The following is a 19,632-nucleotide window of genomic DNA, read 5'->3' as shown; positions in this document are numbered from 1 at the left end:
ACTTTTATATTTGCATAAAATTTCAAAATAATGAACTATACCGTTTCACAACTATTAACACAAGATATTACATTTCAGCCTATAGAAATAAAAGGCTGGGTTAGAACCTTTAGAGCCAATCGTTTTATTGCTCTAAATGATGGGTCGACGATAAATAATATACAGTGTGTTGTTGATTTTGAAAATACACATGAAGACTTATTAAAGCGTATCACAACTGGAGCCGCTGTACATATTAAAGGGGATTTGGTAGAAAGTCAAGGAAAAGGACAAACCGTAGAAATACAAGTATCGTCTATCGAAATTCTTGGTGACTCAGATCCTGAAGACTATCCTATTCAACCTAAAAAACACACCTTTGAGTTCTTACGTGAGAACGCACATTTGCGTACGAGAACAAATACCTTTAGTGCTGTAATGCGAATAAAATCAAATTTATCTTTTGCTGTCCATAAATATTTTACTGAAAATGGATTTTACAACATGCATACACCACTTATTACTGCAAGTGATGCTGAAGGTGCAGGTGAAACATTTAGAGTTAGCACATTAGACCCGAAGAATCCTCCACTAAATGAAGATGGAACGGTTAATTTTGAAGAAGATTTCTTCGGAAAAGAGACCAACTTGACCGTTTCTGGCCAGTTAGAAGCAGAAACCTATGCGATGTCTCTTGGAAAAGTATATACATTCGGTCCAACATTTAGAGCTGAAAATTCAAACACTACACGTCACTTAGCAGAGTTCTGGATGATAGAACCAGAAGTGGCCTTTATGGATTTAGCAGGAAACATGGACTTAGCCGAAGACTTTATGAAATCGGTACTAAAATACATTTTGGAACACAATCGTGAAGACTTAGAGTTTTTAGAAAAACGTTTACAAGATGAGGAAAAAACTAAGCCTCAAGCTGAGCGTTCGGAAATGAGTTTGATTGAAAAAATTAGATTTGTAGTTGATAATAATTATAAGCGAGTTAGTTACACTGAAGCCATAGATATTTTAAAGAACAGCAAGCCAAATAAGAAAAAGAAATTCAAGTATATTATTGAAGAATGGGGAGCAGATCTACAATCTGAACATGAGCGTTTCCTGGTAGAAAAACATTTCAAATGTCCTGTTATCTTATTTGACTATCCAGCAAATATTAAAGCGTTTTATATGCGTTTAAATGAAGACGGAAAGACTGTACGCGCCATGGACATCTTATTCCCGGGGATTGGAGAAATGGTAGGAGGATCGCAACGTGAGGAACGCCTGGAGGTATTAAAAGAGAAGATGAAAGCACTTGATATCCCTGAAGAAGAATTGTGGTGGTACTTAGATCTGCGTAAATATGGAACTGCCGTGCATTCTGGGTTTGGTTTAGGGTTTGAACGTTTAGTAATGTTCGCGACTGGTATGGGTAACATACGTGATGTGATTCCTTATCCAAGAACACCACAAAATGCAGAATTTTAATTTAAGACATTTCATATAGACACATATAAAGGACCTATTAGATTTAAAATCTAGTAGGTCTTTTAAATTATTATAAAAGGGCATTGTTTTTGCAAGCAGTTATCAATAGTTTTTTTAACTTTACTTTGTACCAAATTTAGATTATGCTCAAACAATATTTACAGTTTAAATTATCTCAAAAGTTGTCTCCGCAACAAATTCAACTCATGAAGTTGATACAGCTACCTACGCAAGCATTTGAGCAACGCATAAAACAAGAACTGGAAGAGAATCCTGCTTTAGATACAGGAAAAGATACTAAAGACGATGATAAATTAGATGAGTTTGATAACTCAGCTGACGAATACGATGATAATGAGACTATCAATACTGAAGACATCAATATTGATGAATACTTGAGTGATGATGATATCCCTGAATATCGCACCCAAGCCAACAATTATAGTGCTGATGACGAAGAAAAGAATGTACCGTATGCTGCTGGAACATCGTTTACGCAGCATTTAAGAAATCAGTTAAACACCTTCAGACTTAGCGATGAAGAGCGAGAAATTGCCGAATTTTTAGTTGGTAGTGTTGATGAAAGTGGTTATATCCGTCGGTCGCTAAGTGATATTATGGATGACTTGGCCTTTACTCAAAATGTGTTTACTACTGAAGAGACAATTGAAAAAGTACTTCTTAAAGTACATCAATTAGATCCAGCTGGTGTTGGTGCAAGAAATCTTCAGGAGTGTTTAAGTATTCAATTACATCGAAAGGAGAAACATCCAGATGTCGAGTTAGCCATTGATATTATTGATAAGGCTTTTGATCAATTTACAAAAAAACACTACAAAAAACTACTTCAAAAATTTGATATTACTGAGGTTCAACTCAGAGATGCTATTGAAGAAATAGAGCGTCTCAACCCAAAACCTGGAGGCTCTTATGCAGGAAACAATAAAATGGTAGAGCATGTGGTTCCAGATTTTGCTATAAAAATTGTAGACGGAGTATTAGAACTTACACTCAACGGCAGAAACGCTCCTGAACTTCATGTATCACGTGAATACAGTGATATGATGAAGGGTTACAAGGCTACCAAAGATAAGAGCAAGTCTCAAAAAGACGCCGTCATGTTTATCAAACAGAAGTTAGATGCTGCCAAATGGTTTATAGAAGCCATTAAACAGCGTCAACAGACACTTTTTGTGACTATGAGTGCCATAATGCATTATCAAAAGGAATACTTTCTTACAGGTGATGAACGTAAGTTAAAACCAATGATCTTAAAAGACATTGCAGATGAAATCGATATGGATGTGTCTACTGTGTCTCGTGTTGCCAATAGTAAATATGTAGACACGCCTTATGGTACAAAACTCATTAAAGAATTCTTTAGCGAATCGATGACCAATGATCAAGGTGAAGAAGTATCAACACGTGAAATCAAAAAAATACTGGAAACGGTTATAGAAGAAGAGGATAAAAAGAAACCACTAACTGACGAAAAACTTGCGACAATACTTAAAGAAAAAGGCTATCCTATTGCTCGTAGAACAGTAGCTAAATATCGTGAACAGCTGGATATTCCTGTAGCACGATTGAGGAAAAAAATATAATGGATCAACTCCTCAAAAGCATATCATATATTTTTCACCCATTGTTGATGCCCTTACTTGGTGTGGTCTTTTATTTTTCAAAAACACCACGTTTTGTACCAATGCCATTGATGAAAGCCAAAGTGTTTTCAATAGCAATTCTCACCATTATATTACCTATTTTATTGTTTTATCTTTTAAAAACACTCAATAAAGTAGAATCAATTCACTTAGAGAAGGTTTCAGAGCGACGACTACCTTTACTTATTAATAGTTTTATAGTCATCCTTATTTTAGCCCGTGTGTTACCTATTAGTGAGCTTCCTGAATTGTATTTCTTTTTCATTGGAATTCTTATTTCGACAATAACATGTTTTACGCTCGTACTTGCAAAGTTTAAAGCGAGTATACACATGATAGCATCATCTGGATTTTTTATGTTTGCTGTGGCTATTGCTATTCATTTCAAAATAAATATTAATGGCACTATTGCATTGATGTGCGTTATCTTAGGTGCCATTGCAACCTCGCGCTTACACTTGAAGGCACATACTCCCGCAGAATTAGCTGTAGGTTTTTTTGTAGGTCTATTGCCGCAATTAATCTTGTTAAACTACTGGATGTAATTGTTATAGAATATAAAAAATCAACCCTATTTTAACGACGTTCATATCTATAGACTGATTAGTAGTGCTTAGCTTCGCATTAGAATCGAATATAGAATTAAGTGCATAATAGAAATGGAAACTCACATTTGAATATCCAGCACTTAAGGTCAGTCCATATTGAAGTTTATTAAAATCATCAATATTAGATAACTTAATATCATTAGGACTCCCATCAAATTTTGATGAATTATACACCACATAACCCAATTTGATTCCAGTATATATTCTCCAGAAATCATAGTCGGTAGACGTTGATGTTCGCCATCTAAATTCAATTGGCATTTCTAATAAGTAGGTAGTAAACTTATTCTTACTAAATGTTGTATCATCATCTAAGATGGTGTAGCTTGTAACTCCATTGTCCTCGGAAATTAATAAGGTTTGATTATAGGAGTTCGTTGATAAACCCAATCCTACACCAACAGCAATATTACGTTTAGTATTGATAGGCATATCTCTGATAAACCCGAAATGAAAGCCACTTGAAAAACCACTTTGAGACACGCCGTCTAATTTTTTACCAAGTAGATTATAAGTTACTGAGAGATAAAACTGATCCTCTCTATAGTTTTCATCAACAATAGAATCTGATTTTTTTTCTGTTTCAAACGCATTTTGAGCTTCAATAGTTTGAACACTCATTAGTGCAATTATTACATATAAAACATATTTCATAGTACAAATATAACTCAATAGTGATTAAAAAATTTTGGGTGTATAGAATAAAAAAAGCACCCAAATTGGATGCTTTTATTTATTGTTGATTCAAGATATTAATTATCTAATGCACTACCAGAACCTGTTGCATAATTAATTTTTAAAGCATTAACTTCTCTTAGTTCTTGTTTGATATCACTAACAATACCCATGTTTGCTTCACTATCAACTTTTAACGATACAGTTAAGAAATCTCTTAACTCTTCTCGTATAGATAGTCTTTCTGAATTAATAAAAGATTCTATTTCACTAATTTCTGCAAACTTATCATTAAGTTGAAGTCGTGCTTCTTTACCATATCGATCTTCAAATGCTTTTGTAGGCTTACCTGCATAGATATAACTAATTGGGTATTTCTTCTCTAGCTTTTCTACTTGATCTGCCAATGGCAATTTGTTTTCAATAAGTAACGTATCTTCTCTCATAACCGTTACAACCATGAAGAAAAATAACAACATAAAAACAATATCTGGTAAAGATGCTGTATTTACAGCTGGTAAAGCATCGTCTTTTTTATTTTTAAATTTAGACATTTTCTTGTGTTTTTATTTAGTGTAAACTTCAGAGAGCTTTTCAGGATACTCGTTTCTTATCTGGTCAATAACTTCTTTCAATTTGTCTTTGTTACCAACAAACTTAGCATCCTTGAAGTTCTTTTCCATCTTTACAAAATCCATATCTGGAAATCCTTTTCTTGCTCCAATTAAAAGTGCTCTTCTGTTACGTAACTCATTATAAGCCGCTACCAATTCATTTTGAACTGAGATATACGTTTTATAAGAAGTTTCTCTCTCATTCTTTAATGAAATAATGGCCTTATCTGGATTATCTGATGACGCAGCATCTTTCTTTCCATTACAATAATCACAAGAACCATCACCTCCATTGTCTAAAAACTCAATAGCAGCTGCTCTTAAATCTTCAAGTTCCATTAGTTCATCTTCAACTAATAATTGATCTTTACCATTAATTAAAACAGTAAATATATTTTTTTGCTTGATAATAACGTCTTCATCGTTTTCTTCAATTGGAGGAAGTTTACGATTAATTCCAGAATCTTTAGGAATTGTAGTTGTTACCAAGAAAAATATAAGAAGTAAGAATGCAATATCTGCCATAGATCCTGCATTAACTTCTGGTGCTGATCGCTTTGCCATAATTTAATTTATTTACTTAGCATCTTTTTAACTCCGAAGAACAACATTAAACCTGCTGCTAACAAAATTAAAATATAGAATGCCTTAATTCCTGCTTCAATCATTTGAGATCCAGATGCAGATAACATTTTACCATCATTCAATGGTGTTTCTACTCCTGAAGATGCAAACCATGCAACTGCTAAAATAGCTACAAAGACACCTACTGACATTAATGACTTTTTAAGTTTATCAGGACTGCTTACTAAATTAGCTAAACTAAATACCACTGCGGATACTGTAGCAATACCTAAAACCACGTAGGCTAAGTTTGCAAACCAACCCAAAACGGCTTGGTTCTCTTCCACTGTTTCAATAGCTTCATCTCCTAACATCATAATTCTTACTAAAAAGAATACTGCAATTAGACCGATTACCAAAGCAACAATTTTGATTATTTTTTGAATATTCATGTTATGTTTGATTTAATAATTGGTTTCTTATTTCTTATGTCTTACTAATAAATCCATTAGTGAGATAGATGCATCTTCCATATCGTTAACGATGCTGTCAATTTTTGATATAATGTAATTGTAAAAGATTTGTAATATAATAGCAACAATCAGACCAAATACTGTTGTTAATAAGGCTACTTTAATACCACCTGCTACTAACGAAGGATTCATGTCTCCTGCAGCTTCAATTTTATCAAAGGCATCAATCATACCAAGTACTGTACCCATGAAACCAAGCATTGGTGCTAATGCGATAAATAATGATATCCAAGATACATTCTTTTCTAATTGTCCCATTTGAACACCACCATAAGCTACTACTGCTTTTTCAGCGGCATCAAGATCTTCATCTGCTCTATCTAATCCTTGATAAAAGATAGATGCAACAGGTCCTTTTGTGTTTCTACAAACTTCTTTTGCTGCTTCTAGTCCTCCTGAGTTAAGAGCGTCCTCAACATTAGCAGTTAATTTCTTTGAATTTGTAGTTGCAAGATTTAAATAGATAATTCTTTCAATAGCAATAGCCAATCCTAGAATTAAACATAGCAATACAATTCCCATAAAAAATGGACCACCTTCAATAAAACGTTCTTTTACTACTTGTGTAAAAGACTTTTCTTCGTCAGCTGTTGCTGGTGTTTCGTCTTCTTGAAATGATGTGGTAACTGCAGTAGTTGCAGCTTCTACTGTATAAGCATTTGTAGTTGCATTAACAGTACTGAAAGCCATGATACATGCTATGGCTAAGATAGAAAATAGTCTTTTCATCGTTCTTGTTCTTAATTTTATTAGTTAAAGTGTTAAAGATATAAAAAAATTGTAATTAAAAAATAAAAATCCCAATTGAGTAGTGAGGTTTAACGTTGTTTAACTCAATTTGAAATCTTTACGATGACGAATTTAAATAAAATGTTTTGTTTTTCTTGTTATGATCCTAAAAAAACTTGTAAAATTAACGCCTTGAAGACGTTTTAAGTCTGAAAATTCGCTCATATTAAATGTAGAATTGGTATATCTCTTCCTTATTGGTCTTGGGTACTAAACTGGAATTAGCTACGCTGATCCCTAAAGACAATGCTGGAAATACACTATAACAGCAAACTTACATTTGCTTATGAAAACACCTTAGAGAATTTACTGAAGCAAGCTTCGACAATACATCATGGATTAGCTACGCTGATCCCTAAAGGCAATGCTGGAAACACACTATAACAGCAAACTTACATTTGCTTATGAAAACACCTTAGAGAATTTACTGAAGCAAGCTTCGACAATACATCATGGATTAGCTACGCTGATCCCTAAAGGCAATGCTGGAAACACACTATAACAGCAAACTTACATTTGCTTATGAAAACACCTTAGAGAATTTACTGAAGCAAGCTTCGACAAATTCTCTAAGGTGTTTTCATGTATTCGCAGAGAGGAAGGGATTCGAACCCTCGATACCCTTTTGGAGTATACACACTTTCCAGGCGTGCGCCTTCGACCACTCGGCCACCTCTCTAGTTATTAACTCATTTCGCCACGTAAAGAGGTTTCAAAAATAGTTTTAAATGTTTTAATAGACACGTTTTCTCCTAACATAAACATTAACTTAGCTAAAGCTGCTTCGGTAGTGATATCCTTTCCAGAAATAACGCCTATAGATTTCAACTGTGTACTCGTTTCATATTGTCCCATTAAAACACTTCCTCCAGAGCATTGAGTCACATTAATAATTGGGATATCTCTCTTAATAGTTTGCTTTAATAGATCTATAAACCAAGCCTCTGTAGTTGTATTTCCAGCACCATAGGTTTCTAACACTATACCCTTAACAGCTGCACTATTAAAAAGTGGTTTTAAAATAGTTTCAGAAATTCCCGGAAATAATTTTACTAATAAAATGTTAGTTTCGAATTGTTTGTGTACGACAAGTTTTTTTCGTGTATTGGGCTTAAACAAATCATCATACTCTACGTTTAAATGTACACCCGATTCTGCTAAGTGCGGATAATTTAAAGATTCGAATGCTTCAAAATGTTCTGCATTGATTTTTGTCGTTCTATTTCCGCGATATAATTTATATTCAAAATATAAACCAACTTCTCTTATCACTGGTTTACCTGCTCTTTGCAGCGTAGCCATTTGTATAGATGTAATTAAATTCTCTTTGGCATCTGTACGTAAATCTCCAATTGGTAATTGAGATCCTGTAAAAATGATTGGCTTTGCTAAATTTTCAAACATAAAACTCAATGCCGAAGCCGAATAACTCATTGTATCACTTCCATGAAGAACAACAAATCCATCAAAATTATGATACTCTTCTTCAATGATTTCAGCAATTTGAACCCAATACTTTGGATTCATATTACTAGAATCAATAGGATCATCAAATGAAATTGTCTCAATATTACAATCTAAAAGTTTAAGCTCTGGAATACGCTCCAATAAATTCTTGAAGTCGAAAGATTTCAGTGCTCCGGTTTCAGGATCTTTGATCATACCAATGGTACCACCTGTATAGACTAACAATATGTTAGGTTGATTTACTGTCATGTTTTATATTCCAAATATATCTTTAGAGTTTGCTGTGGTAATTTCGGCAATTTTTTCTTCGGAAACCGAATATATTTCAGCTAATTTTTCTAATACCTTTATGATATACGCACTTTCGTTTCGTTTTCCCCTATACGGTTTTGGAGCCAAGTATGGAGAATCGGTCTCTAATACAATATGTTTTAAGTCAATCGCCTTAAGAAACTGATCTATCTTTCCATTTTTAAAAGTAGCTACACCGCCAATTCCTAATTTCATATTATAAGAAATTGCCCTATGTGCTTGTTCCAATGTTCCTGTAAAACAGTGAAAGATCCCAAATAGTTTGTCATCTACTACTTCATCAAGTACTTCAAAAATTTCATCAAAAGCATTTCTACAATGTATAACAATAGGTAAGCCATATTGTTTGGCCAGTTCTATCTGGTATTTAAATGCCTCTTGTTGAATGTGCAATGTGGATGCATCCCAATACAAATCAATTCCAATTTCACCTACAGCGTAAAAATGGCGCTTCGCTAATAAATCTTCTACATGTTTTAATTCCTCCATATAATTGTCCTTAACGGAAGTAGGGTGTAATCCCATCATTAAAAAAACATGATCAGGAAAATCGGCTTCCAACGCCATCATAGCCTTAGTATAAGTAGAGTCTATAGCAGGAATAAAAAAGCGTGATACATTTTGAGAAATAGCACGTTCGATCATCGCTTTTCTATCAGTATCAAATGCTTCACTATATAAATGTGTATGTGTGTCTGTAATTATCATTGTGCAAAAATAAATGAATTAATAATAAAGTCAATTGCTAATTTGTATACTATTATCTTTGCTTAAAATTGTTGTTATGGAAACTCTACAAGAGTATTTGTTGGCTAAAGGATACACTAAGGTGAAATTAAAATTGACCAAGACGAATCACTTCGAAATCAAGGCTTCAATAAACGGAGTAAAAGGGCTCTTTATATTAGACACTGGTGCATCAAGTTCCTGTGTTGGCTTTGAAGCCATAGAGACCTTTAAATTAATTGCTAAAGATTCAAAAATAAAAGCTGCAGGAGCAGGCGCTATAGACATGCAAACTCAGGTTTCTAAAAAAAATACACTTAAAATAGGTAAATGGAAAAAAGATAAAGTTGCTTTAATCTTATTCAATCTTACTCATGTTAATACAGCGCTTACAACCCATAATTCAAAACCAGTTGATGGGATTATTGGAGCAGACATTTTAAAAAAATCCAAAGCCGTCATAGACTATGATACAAAATATCTGTATTTAAAATTGTAAGAATTATTTCTTTACATTAACAAAACTCGTTATCTTTAGACTTCAATCCCTCAGATTAATAGCCCAATGTCTACGTCAATTATAATAGCAGACGATCATCCATTAATTCTTAAAGGTCTAAACGACTTCCTTTTAGAAAAACAATTTAATGTCATCGCCAGTGCAAAAAACGGTAAAGAAGCGCTAACTCTTATTAATGCACACAAGCCAGATATTGCAATTTTAGATATTCAAATGCCTATGCTTACTGGTCTAGAGGTTGCCGAAAAATGCAAGACCTTTAACCTTAACACTAAAATCATAATTATCACTTTTGAGAAGAGTCAAGACATCTATAATAAAGCAAAGTCGTTAGGTATTTATGGTTATATACTTAAAGAGTTTGCTATAGCTGAAATTGAAAATTGTATCGCATCTGTGCTTCAAGAAACCTCTTATTTTAGCCCAGAGTTAATCGAATACCTTGAAATAAAAGAAACACCTGATGAATTAAAGACATTGACCGACTCAGAAATGAAGGTTTTTAAACTCATTGCCGAAAACAAAACTGCTAAAGAAATTGCAAGTGTTTTATTTATCTCAGACCGAACAGTAGAAAAACATAAAAGTAATATCAGAACAAAGCTAAAACTTGAATCGAAAGCTAATAGTATTGTATTATATGCTAAAGAGCATGAAGAATTTTTATCAAAATATACGTAGAACTACGTATTGACTCCATGAGATTTAATACTGATATTTGTTTCAGCTATTTATTCTTGTAGGGAGAATTTAATTAACTAAAACTCTAAATCTTTATTGATTTGGAGTTTTTTATTTTATAAAAACAGGTAAATATACCTATTGTTTCTATGAAGAAAAATACAGAAATTTGTGTTAGCTATTTATTCTTATAGGGAGAATTTAATTAACTAGAAAACTCTGAATCTTCACTGATTTAGAGTTTTTTGTTTTTTTCAGAATACGTAGAACTACGTATTGACTTTATTCTTTTTATTGTTGAAATTTACTGTCGCTATTATTCTTAATGGAAGAATCAAATCATCCATAACCCTGGATTGAAATTCAATTCAGGGTTTCATTTTTAAATCCAACAAAAACCAGATTAAATAAAATATACGTAGAACTACGTATTGTTTTGCATCATAATATTACCGAAGTTTGTCATGCTATTAATCAATTTCCTTTTGGGAAAAAGGAATAAAGGCTCTGGATTTTTATTAATTCAGAGCTTTTTTTATGAAAAGTCACCAAAAAAGAAAACTTTAACATTTAAAACATGAAATATACGTAGAACTACGTATTGTTTGGTATGCGATTAATGGCGAATTTTACATCAGAGTTATTAAGATTAGAGGGATTTTTTTATAGTAACTCTATTAATTAATTAGGGTATATAAGGCTCTGAGTGTCTTCATAAGCTCAGAGCTTTATTGAAATCGAAAAGTATAATTTAAAATATATAAAAATGGAAACGATGAAAAACAAACAAAGCCTTACAAACAAGATCTTTATTGCGGGCTTAATATTTAGTGCCATTTTAATTATATCAATAAATATTCTTGTAAATTTTTTTTAGTTATTAGTTAGTTATTTTTATTAGGGAGAAAAAGCGCAATCCAAATTTTTGAATTGCGCTTTTTTGTATCATTTAATCATGTAATTAGATTACATTTCTAAGGCTTTCTTTATATCATTATCCATTAATAACTCTACCGGATTTTCTAAAGCCTCTTTTACAGCTACTAAAAATCCAACACTTTCTTTACCATCAATAATTCTATGATCATATGAAAGCGCTACATACATAATAGGTCTAATCTCAACTTTACCGTCTATTGCTACAGGACGTTCAACGATATTATGCATCCCTAGAATTCCACTTTGCGGTGGATTGATAATTGGTGTAGATAGCATACTACCAAAAACACCTCCATTAGAAATAGTAAATGTTCCTCCAGTCATTTCATCAACTGTAATTTGACCATCTCTTGCTCTAATAGCTAAGCGTTTAACCTCAGATTCAACACCTCTAAAACTTAAATTTTCAGCATTTCTTATAACAGGTACCATCAATCCTTTAGGTCCAGATACGGCAATAGAGATATCTACAAAATCATAACTTAACATTTCCTTACCGTCTATCATAGAATTTACAGCTGGATACAATTTTAATGCTCTAACAACTGCTAAACTGAAGAAACTCATAAATCCAAGACTCACGCCATGCTTTGCCTTAAAATCTTCTTTGTACTGCTTACGCAATTCAAAAATAGGAGACATGTCAACTTCATTAAAAGTCGTTAGCATCGCTGTTGTGTTTTTGGCTTCAACCAAACGCTCTGCAACCTTGCGTCTTAGCATAGACATTTTACTACGAGATGTACCACGGCTTCCTCCTGTAGGAGTTCCCATAGAAGGCACAGCATTAACCGCATCTTCTTTAGTGATACGACCATCTTTTCCTGTACCAGAAACAGACGATGCATCCATCCCTTTCTCATCTAATATTTTCTTAGCAGCAGGACTTGCTGTACCTGTAGCATATGTTTTCGTTTCGGTAGCAGCAACTTTTGGAGCTTCCTTTTTAGGTGCTTCCTCCTCTTTTTCTTCTTTAACTGGCGCAGTATCTCCACCTTCAGGTTTTGCAGCGCTTGTATCTATTAAACAGACAACAGCTCCAACCTCAACCGCATCTCCTTCTTCAGCTTTGAGCGTAATTGTTCCACTTGCTTCTGCAGGCAATTCTAATGTAGCTTTGTCACTATCAACTTCTGCAATGGCCTGATCTTTTTCAACATAGTCTCCATCTGCAACTAACCATTCTGCAATTTCTACCTCTGTGATTGATTCTCCTGGCGAAGGAACTTTCATTTCTAAAATCATCGTTCTGTAATTTTATTTTTTAGCGTTTATAACAAGTTATATTTTTATAAAAATCTTTTTTTTCTAGCGTTGGTTATTTTTGGTTTTGTCAAATACAAAGTCAATAACCTCTTGATGACGTTTTTTAGATCTCACACCACTTCCTGCCGCAGGAGCTCCATAAGGTCTACGGGTTGCCGCTCTAAATGATTTTGCTTCATCTAAATGCATTAACATATGACTATATGCTCCCATATTTCTTGGCTCTTCTTGAGCCCAAACAATATCATCTGCGTTTTTGTACTGACTTATAATGTCTTTAATCTGTTTTTCTGGAAGCGGGAATAATTGTTCAATTCTCACCAAAGCAACATCCTCTCGTTTAAGCTCTTCTTTTTGCTCTAACAGATCATAATAGAATTTCCCTGTTACAAAAACCAATGTTTTTACTTTATCTGCTTTAGCAGAAGCATCATCTATGATCATTTGAAAACTTCCATTTGCAAATTCATCTACAGAAGACACTACTAATGGGTGACGTAACAAACTCTTAGGTGTAAATACAATCAATGGTTTTCTAAACTCCGCTTTCATTTGTTTACGAAGTAAATGATACATATTTGCTGGTGTTGTACAATCCATAACAAACATATTATCTTTTGCACACAACTGTAAATAACGTTCCATTCTACCAGATGAATGTTCTGCACCTTGCCCTTCATAACCATGTGGCAACAACATAACCAAACCATTTTGTAGTTTCCATTTATCTTCAGCTGCCGAGATGTATTGGTCTAACATAATCTGAGCACCATTACTAAAATCTCCAAATTGAGCTTCCCAAATCGTCAAAGTCTTAGGGCTTGCCATAGCATATCCATAATCAAAACCTACGACACCATATTCAGAAAGTAACGAATTGTAGATATAGAAATTACCTTGGGTTTCGCTTATTTGATTGAGTAATAAAATTTCCTCTTCGCTATCTTCTACTTTAACTACTGCATGACGATGAGAGAATGTTCCACGTTCTACATCCTGACCAGAAATACGCACATCATACCCTTCTTCTAATAAAGTTCCATAGGCCAAATGCTCTGCCATTGCCCAATCTAATTTATCATCATCAAACATCTTTTGTCGTGATTGAACTAAACGCTCAATCTTGCGAATAAATTTCTTGTCTTCTGGTAAGTTAGATATAACTTTAGTAATATGTTTTAGATTTTTCTTAGGATATGAAGTATCAACTGGCTGAAGCATTTTATCTTCAACTACAGTATTAAAATCTACCCACTCATTTTCCATAAATGGCGTAATGACAGTCTTATCTATTTTTCGAGAGTCCTCAAGTTTTACTTCGAGTTTATCTTTATAATCTTTTTCTAATTGCGCTACATACCCTTTATCAATAACGCCTTCATTCATCAATTTTTCGGCATAAATATCTCTTGGGTTCTTATGCTTAGAGATAGCCTTATATAATTTTGGCTGTGTAAAACGTGGTTCATCACCTTCATTATGACCATATTTTCTATAGCCCAATAAATCGATAAAAACATCGCGTTTAAATTTCATTCTAAAATGAAGTGCAAATAACATGGCATGAACAACAGCTTCGGCGTCATCGGCATTAACATGTAACACAGGTGACAACGTCACTTTACCAACATCTGTGCAATAGGTACTAGAACGTCCATCTAAGTAATTGGTTGTAAATCCAATTTGGTTGTTCACTACAATGTGAATTGTTCCATTGGTCTTATAACCGTCCAGTTGTGCCATTTGAACAACTTCGTAAACTAAACCTTGACCAGATATAGCAGCATCTCCATGAACAACAATTGGTAACACTTGTGAAGGATTATCACTATACTTATCATCTTGTTTTGCTCGTACAATACCTTCAACAACTGCGCCTACGGTTTCAAGATGTGAAGGATTTGGAGCAATATTTAAATTGATCTGCTTTCCACTATCCGTTACACGATTACTTGTCCAACCCAAATGGTATTTTACATCGCCATCAAAAACTTCTTGTTCGTAATCTTTTCCGTCAAATTCACTAAAGATATCTTTCGCAGATTTTCCAAAGATATTGGTTAAGGTACTCAAACGACCACGATGTGCCATTCCCATAACAAATTCTTTAACTCCATGCTCTGATGCATTTTCAATAAGCGCGTCTAATGCAGGAATTAAAGATTCATTTCCTTCTAGTGAAAAACGCTTCTGACCAACATATTTTGTATGTAAGAAGCTTTCAAAAGAAACGGCTTCGTTTAATTTTTTTAAGATGTGCTTTTTTTGCTCAGCTGAAAACTGAGGCTGATTATCATTGACATTAAGTTTATTTTGAATCCATTGAATTTCTTCTGGTTTTCTAATATACATGTACTCGACACCAATAGAGTCGCAATAAATTCTTTCTAAATGATCAACTATCTGCCTTAATGTTCTTTTACCAATACCAATTATTTCTCCAGCCGAAAACACCGTGTCCATATCATTTTGTGATAGCCCAAAGTTTTCAATCTCAAGAGTAGGTGCATACTTTCGTCGTGCACGAACAGGATTAGTTCTTGTAAACAAGTGACCTCTACTTCTATAACCATCTATCAATTTTACCACCTGAAACTCCTTTTGAACTTGTTCCGGAATTTGGGTCGAAACTCCTTCAACTAGGTCACCATCCATCCCATAACTTTCACTACCAAAATCGTAACCTTGAAAAAAGGCTCTCCAACTTGGCTCAACTGAATCAGGATTTTTTTGGTATTGTTCGTATAAATCAGCAAAGTATGCTGTGTGTGCTGCGTTTAAAAAGGAATATTTATCCATTATTTGGTATAAGTCGTTTTCGCTTCAACAAAATTTAGTCAAAAATACAACATTTACTAAAAATAGATACCTTTTTGGTATATTTATAAGCCATATTTAACTCAAATTTTGCTTTATGAAATTTCCATGCCTTTTTAATTTGAAATCCTTAGTTATTCTATCGCTCATTATGAGTTTTTCATTTAGTTCATTTTCTCAAGATAGTACTAACGATTTTTGGAATCACGTTCGTTTTGGTGGTGGTTTAGGATTAAGTTTTGGTGATGGCTTTTTTAGTGGGACGCTTGCGCCTAGTGCCATTTATCAATTTAATTCAGATTTTGCCTTAGGCTTAGGGCTTAATGGCACTTATAACAGCTTAAAAAACACTTATAATTCTACAATTTTTGGAGCTAGCATTATTAGTTTATACAATCCAATTCCTGAAGTTCAATTATCTGGAGAGTTTGAAGAGCTTAATGTAAATCGGAAATTTGAAAACAACCAATTTGAAGATCAAAACTATTGGTATCCAGCATTATTTTTAGGTGTTGGTTATAGGTCCAATAATGTAACACTCGGTATCAGGTATGACGTACTTTACGATAGAGACAAAAGTATTTATGCCGATCCTTGGGCGCCTTTTGTTCGTGTGTTCTTCTAAGAAAACTTGTGGCGATACCATACTTTCTGCCATTCGCGCTGTAACACTAAAAAAGTGACTTGCTCAGAAAGTTTTAAAGTATCACTACCATCTAATTGCTTAATTTTTTCTTCGGAAACATCAACGATATACAGTAAGTTCAAATAATCGGTAAACTTCTCTTGAATAAGCTTATAAATCGTCTCATGCAGAACATACTTCAAACGTGATGGTAAAACATCGTCTTGAAAATCAAGATCAATATTAGCCAATAAAAAATCTTTATTGACCTGATTTATAAGTTTAACGTAGAGGTTTAGGTCTTCAGCTTCTGAGATTAAATGTTCAAACGTGGTAGGTAATTGCATTATACATTACGATTCATTAAATTTTCACCAAATGCCATAAGTGCATTTTTGTTAGCTTCGGAAATTTTAATGGATTCTAAAACCGAGAATGCTTTCTTTGTATAGTTTTCAATTTCTTTCTTAGTCGCTTCAGCAGAACCTGTTGCTACGAATAATTGTTTTATTGTCTCAATTTTTTCACTTGGATCTGATGGACTTACGCCATATAAATGTTCTAGTTGTAATTGATCTTCTTTATTTGAAAATTCGAGAGCCTTCAAATACAAATAGGTTTTCTTATTTTCTATAATATCACCTCCAACTTGTTTTCCAAATGTTTTTGGGTCTCCAAAAGCATCTAAGTAATCATCCTGTAGTTGAAATGCAATACCTAGGTTTCTTCCGAAGTCGTAAATAGAATTCTGACACTCTTGAGAAGCCTCGGCAACAATAGCTCCCATTTTCATAGCAGCTCCAACTAAAACTGCTGTTTTATATTCAATCATTTTAAGGTACTCAGCAATCGTCACATCATCTCGAGTTTCAAAATCAACGTCATATTGCTGACCCTCACAAACTTCAATTGCTGTTTTGCTAAATAGCTTTGCTAAATCTTGAAATACATGAGGCTCATAATTTTCAAACAATTGATAGGCCATAATAAGCATAGCATCTCCTGATAGAATCCCTGTGTTTATATCCCACTTTTCATGAACTGTTTCTTTTCCTCTTCGTAAGGGTGCATCGTCCATAATATCGTCATGAACTAAAGAGAAATTGTGAAATACCTCAACACTTAATGCCGCATCCAACGCTTTCTTATAATCATTTTCGAAAATTTCGGCAGTCATTAATGTTAAAATTGGACGTAAACGTTTACCGCCTAGTTGTAAAATATAGTTGATAGGGTTGTAAAGTGTTTCCGGTTGCTTTGATGTTACGAAAGCCTCAAGATGCTTTACAAATGCGTCGTGGTAGGATTGAATATTTTGCATTGTGCAAAAATAATGCAAATGAATAAATCAAGCACAACACTTTAACGCAATGTTAAAAAAACATTAAAACTTAGGAAACTTTTTTTGTTTTTAAAGTTTCCTGACTTATCTTTGCGCCTCATTATGAGACAAAAAATAATACATAAGTCCACTGAACTCTTTCTTACACTTGGCTTTAAAAGTGTAACAATGGACGATATAGCTAATGAAATGGGGATCTCAAAAAAAACGATCTATGTCCATTTTAGTAATAAAACCAAACTTGTAGAAACCGTAACATTTTATCTATTTGAAACTATTTGTGATGGCATAGATGACATTTGTGAGGCGTCAAAAAACCCAATTGAAGAACTATACGATATAAAAATGTTTGTGATGCATCATTTAAAAAATGAGAAATCGTCACCACAATATCAACTAAGGAAATATTATCCTCAGATCTATAGTGTGCTAAAAATCAAGCAATTTGAGAAAATGCATGAATCTGTACAAGAAAGCTTGCAAGATGGAATAGACACTGGTCTATTTAGAGATAGTATTGATGTAGATTTTATTTCTAGAATGTACTTTAATGGTATGACTGGAATTAAAGATGGCGCCATTTTTCCTAAGGAAAAGTTTCCAATGGAATACTTAATGGAAAGCTACCTAGAATACCATTTAAGGGCCATTGTTACCGATAAAGGATTCAAAATATTAAATCAATTTATAACAAAAAACCAATCATAAACTATGAGACAAACACTCATATTATTTTTAAGCATACATCTGTTTTATAACGGATTTTCTCAAGAAACTCCTCAAAGTTTCTCTTTACAGGAAGCCATAGATTATGCTTTAGAGAACAACAGAACTGCAAAAAATGCGGCCTATGATGTCGATGCAGCTATAAAGCAAAAATGGGAGACAATTGCCACTGGTTTACCGCAGTTAAGTGGTCAGGTCGATTATCAAAATGCCATAAAAAGAAACGTTTTCGTTTTCGGAGACCAAATCATTGAAGCTGGACCAAAACATTCTTTGGTTGCCACAGCCACATTAAATCAAAAGCTTTTTGATGGCTCTTACTTGGTTGGTTTACAATCGGCAAAAGTATTTTTAGAAATTTCTAAAAATGCCAAGGAAAAAACCGATTTGGAGATTAGAAAAGCCGTGATCAATGCTTATGGTAATGTTTTATTGGCTGAAGAAAGCATTAATATCTTTAACAGAAACATTGCCGTTTTAGAAAAAAACTTAGATGAAACCACTAAGATTTATGAAAATGGTCTTGAAGAAGAAGAAAGTGTAGAACAATTACAGATTACATTATCAGGTGTTAGAAGTAATTTAAACAATACAACAAGATTGAAAGATTTAGCTTACCAAATGCTAAATATTACACTTGGTATTGATGTTAACTCTAAAACGACATTAACAGACAACCTCGAAAGTCTTACAGACCAAAACACCCTTTTAGATCTTTTAACTATTGAGGACAATGTTCAAAACACCATTGATTATAAGATTTCTGAAAATGATAAACGCTCAAAAGAGCTTTTGTTAAAGTTAGAAAAAAGTAAAGCTTTACCTACCTTAGATGCTTTTATAAATGGTGCATATACTGCAAACAGAGAGGCGTTCAACTTCACAAGTAGTAGTGAACAATGGTTCGGATCGTCAATATTTGGCGTATCGATGAAAATTCCAATTTTTAGTTCAGGTATGAGAAGTGCTTCAACACAAAGAGCCGCTATTAATCTCGAAAAAGCACAAAATGATTTAACCGAAACGGCACAAAAAATTCAACTTGAGATCGCGTCATCAAAAAGCAATTATCAGTTTGCAATTGAAGATTACGAAAATAAAAAAGAAAATTTAGCACTTGCCGAACGAATCGAACAAAAAAATCAAACCAAATTTTTTGAAGGTATTGCTACAAGTTTTGAACTTCGTCAAGCGCAAACCCAATTGTACACCGCTCAACAAGAATTACTTCAAGCCATGCTTGATGTTATTAATTCAAAAGCAGAATTAGAAACTGTACTTAATTCACCAATCAACAATTAAA

General features: G+C 33.5%; 19 protein-coding genes and 1 tRNA gene. 8 read left to right on the top strand and 12 right to left on the bottom strand.

Annotated elements, in window-relative coordinates:
- Positions 1 to 30: 30 nt before the first annotated feature.
- The 3 genes from asnS (at position 31) to KWG70_RS05220 (ending at position 3,670) form a co-directional block, all read left to right on the top strand.
- Positions 31 to 1,461 (top strand): asparagine--tRNA ligase, encoded by a 1,431-nt coding sequence (gene asnS, locus KWG70_RS05230; protein ID WP_230934925.1) that lies wholly within the window; start codon positions 31 to 33, stop codon positions 1,459 to 1,461.
- A 143-nt stretch (positions 1,462 to 1,604) separates the two neighbouring features.
- Entirely contained in the window at positions 1,605 to 3,065 is a 1,461-nt protein-coding gene (rpoN, locus tag KWG70_RS05225; RefSeq protein ID WP_230934924.1) for an RNA polymerase factor sigma-54, read from the top strand.
- Entirely contained in the window at positions 3,065 to 3,670 is a 606-nt protein-coding gene (locus tag KWG70_RS05220; protein WP_230934923.1) for a hypothetical protein, read from the top strand. Before rpoN ends, KWG70_RS05220 begins: the two co-directional genes overlap by 1 nt.
- A 3-nt stretch (positions 3,671 to 3,673) precedes the next feature.
- Here KWG70_RS05220 and KWG70_RS05215 read toward each other — a convergent pair whose 3' ends face one another.
- The 8 genes from KWG70_RS05215 to KWG70_RS05180 form a co-directional block, all read right to left on the bottom strand.
- Positions 3,674 to 4,387, bottom strand: a complete 714-nt coding sequence (locus KWG70_RS05215; protein ID WP_230934922.1) for a porin family protein — start codon at positions 4,385 to 4,387, stop codon at positions 3,674 to 3,676.
- 98 nt (positions 4,388 to 4,485) lie between these two features.
- On the bottom strand, positions 4,486 to 4,962 hold the full coding sequence (locus KWG70_RS05210) for an ExbD/TolR family protein (protein WP_230934921.1): 477 nt from the start codon (positions 4,960 to 4,962) through the stop codon (positions 4,486 to 4,488).
- A 12-nt stretch (positions 4,963 to 4,974) separates the two neighbouring features.
- Positions 4,975 to 5,586, bottom strand: a complete 612-nt coding sequence (locus KWG70_RS05205; RefSeq protein ID WP_230934920.1) for an ExbD/TolR family protein — start codon at positions 5,584 to 5,586, stop codon at positions 4,975 to 4,977.
- Positions 5,587 to 5,594: 8 nt separating this feature from the next.
- The gene (locus tag KWG70_RS05200; RefSeq protein WP_230934919.1) at positions 5,595 to 6,038 is read right to left on the bottom strand and encodes a hypothetical protein; all 444 of its coding nucleotides are present in this window, start codon (positions 6,036 to 6,038) and stop codon (positions 5,595 to 5,597) included.
- Positions 6,039 to 6,065: 27 nt separating this feature from the next.
- Positions 6,066 to 6,848: a MotA/TolQ/ExbB proton channel family protein gene (locus tag KWG70_RS05195; protein WP_230934918.1), complete on the bottom strand. Its 783-nt coding sequence runs from the start codon at positions 6,846 to 6,848 to the stop codon at positions 6,066 to 6,068.
- Between the two features lie 651 nt (positions 6,849 to 7,499).
- Positions 7,500 to 7,587, bottom strand: a tRNA-Ser gene (locus KWG70_RS05190).
- A 5-nt stretch (positions 7,588 to 7,592) separates the two neighbouring features.
- Positions 7,593 to 8,624, bottom strand: coding sequence for an asparaginase (locus KWG70_RS05185; protein ID WP_230934917.1), 1,032 nt, complete (start codon positions 8,622 to 8,624; stop codon positions 7,593 to 7,595).
- A gap of 3 nt (positions 8,625 to 8,627) precedes the next feature.
- A complete protein-coding gene (locus KWG70_RS05180) occupies positions 8,628 to 9,395 on the bottom strand; it encodes a TatD family hydrolase (RefSeq protein ID WP_230934916.1) in 768 nt (255 codons plus the stop codon).
- A gap of 76 nt (positions 9,396 to 9,471) precedes the next feature.
- On the opposite strand from KWG70_RS05180, the gene KWG70_RS05175 reads away from it, so the two are divergent.
- Both KWG70_RS05175 and KWG70_RS05170 read left to right on the top strand, forming a co-directional pair.
- A complete protein-coding gene (locus tag KWG70_RS05175; protein WP_230934915.1) occupies positions 9,472 to 9,912 on the top strand; it encodes a retropepsin-like aspartic protease in 441 nt (146 codons plus the stop codon).
- 66 nt (positions 9,913 to 9,978) lie between these two features.
- Positions 9,979 to 10,614 (top strand): response regulator transcription factor, encoded by a 636-nt coding sequence (locus KWG70_RS05170; protein ID WP_230934914.1) that lies wholly within the window; start codon positions 9,979 to 9,981, stop codon positions 10,612 to 10,614.
- A 966-nt stretch (positions 10,615 to 11,580) separates the two neighbouring features.
- Here the strand turns inward: KWG70_RS05170 and odhB are convergent.
- Positions 11,581 to 12,798 carry a 2-oxoglutarate dehydrogenase complex dihydrolipoyllysine-residue succinyltransferase gene (odhB, locus tag KWG70_RS05165; RefSeq protein WP_230934913.1) on the bottom strand — a complete coding sequence of 406 codons (1,218 nt, stop codon included), beginning with the start codon at positions 12,796 to 12,798 and terminating at the stop codon, positions 11,581 to 11,583.
- A 63-nt stretch (positions 12,799 to 12,861) separates the two neighbouring features.
- Entirely contained in the window at positions 12,862 to 15,618 is a 2,757-nt protein-coding gene (locus tag KWG70_RS05160; protein WP_230934912.1) for a 2-oxoglutarate dehydrogenase E1 component, read from the bottom strand.
- A 115-nt stretch (positions 15,619 to 15,733) separates the two neighbouring features.
- Here KWG70_RS05160 and KWG70_RS05155 point away from each other — a divergent pair, with 115 nt between their 5' ends.
- The gene (locus KWG70_RS05155) at positions 15,734 to 16,261 is read left to right on the top strand and encodes an alpha-ketoglutarate decarboxylase (protein ID WP_230934911.1); all 528 of its coding nucleotides are present in this window, start codon (positions 15,734 to 15,736) and stop codon (positions 16,259 to 16,261) included.
- Here KWG70_RS05155 and KWG70_RS05150 read toward each other — a convergent pair.
- Both KWG70_RS05150 and KWG70_RS05145 read right to left on the bottom strand, forming a co-directional pair.
- Entirely contained in the window at positions 16,258 to 16,608 is a 351-nt protein-coding gene (locus KWG70_RS05150) for a hypothetical protein (RefSeq protein WP_230934910.1), read from the bottom strand. The genes KWG70_RS05155 and KWG70_RS05150 overlap by 4 nt on opposite strands.
- Positions 16,608 to 17,582 carry a polyprenyl synthetase family protein gene (locus KWG70_RS05145; protein ID WP_230934909.1) on the bottom strand — a complete coding sequence of 325 codons (975 nt, stop codon included), beginning with the start codon at positions 17,580 to 17,582 and terminating at the stop codon, positions 16,608 to 16,610. The genes KWG70_RS05150 and KWG70_RS05145 overlap by 1 nt, the downstream gene beginning before the upstream one ends.
- 123 nt (positions 17,583 to 17,705) lie before the next feature.
- Between KWG70_RS05145 and KWG70_RS05140 the strand changes: the two genes are divergently transcribed.
- Together KWG70_RS05140 and KWG70_RS05135 are read left to right on the top strand one after the other, a co-directional pair.
- Positions 17,706 to 18,311, top strand: coding sequence for a TetR/AcrR family transcriptional regulator (locus tag KWG70_RS05140; RefSeq protein WP_230934908.1), 606 nt, complete (start codon positions 17,706 to 17,708; stop codon positions 18,309 to 18,311).
- Positions 18,312 to 18,314: 3 nt separating this feature from the next.
- Positions 18,315 to 19,631 (top strand): TolC family protein, encoded by a 1,317-nt coding sequence (locus tag KWG70_RS05135; RefSeq protein ID WP_230934907.1) that lies wholly within the window; start codon positions 18,315 to 18,317, stop codon positions 19,629 to 19,631.
- Position 19,632: the final 1 nt, after the last annotated feature.

It is taken from the genome of Psychroserpens luteolus, from assembly GCF_021032705.1.
Lineage (GTDB): Bacteria > Bacteroidota > Bacteroidia > Flavobacteriales > Flavobacteriaceae > Psychroserpens > Psychroserpens luteolus.
This window is presented reverse-complemented; position numbering and strand designations above follow the sequence as displayed.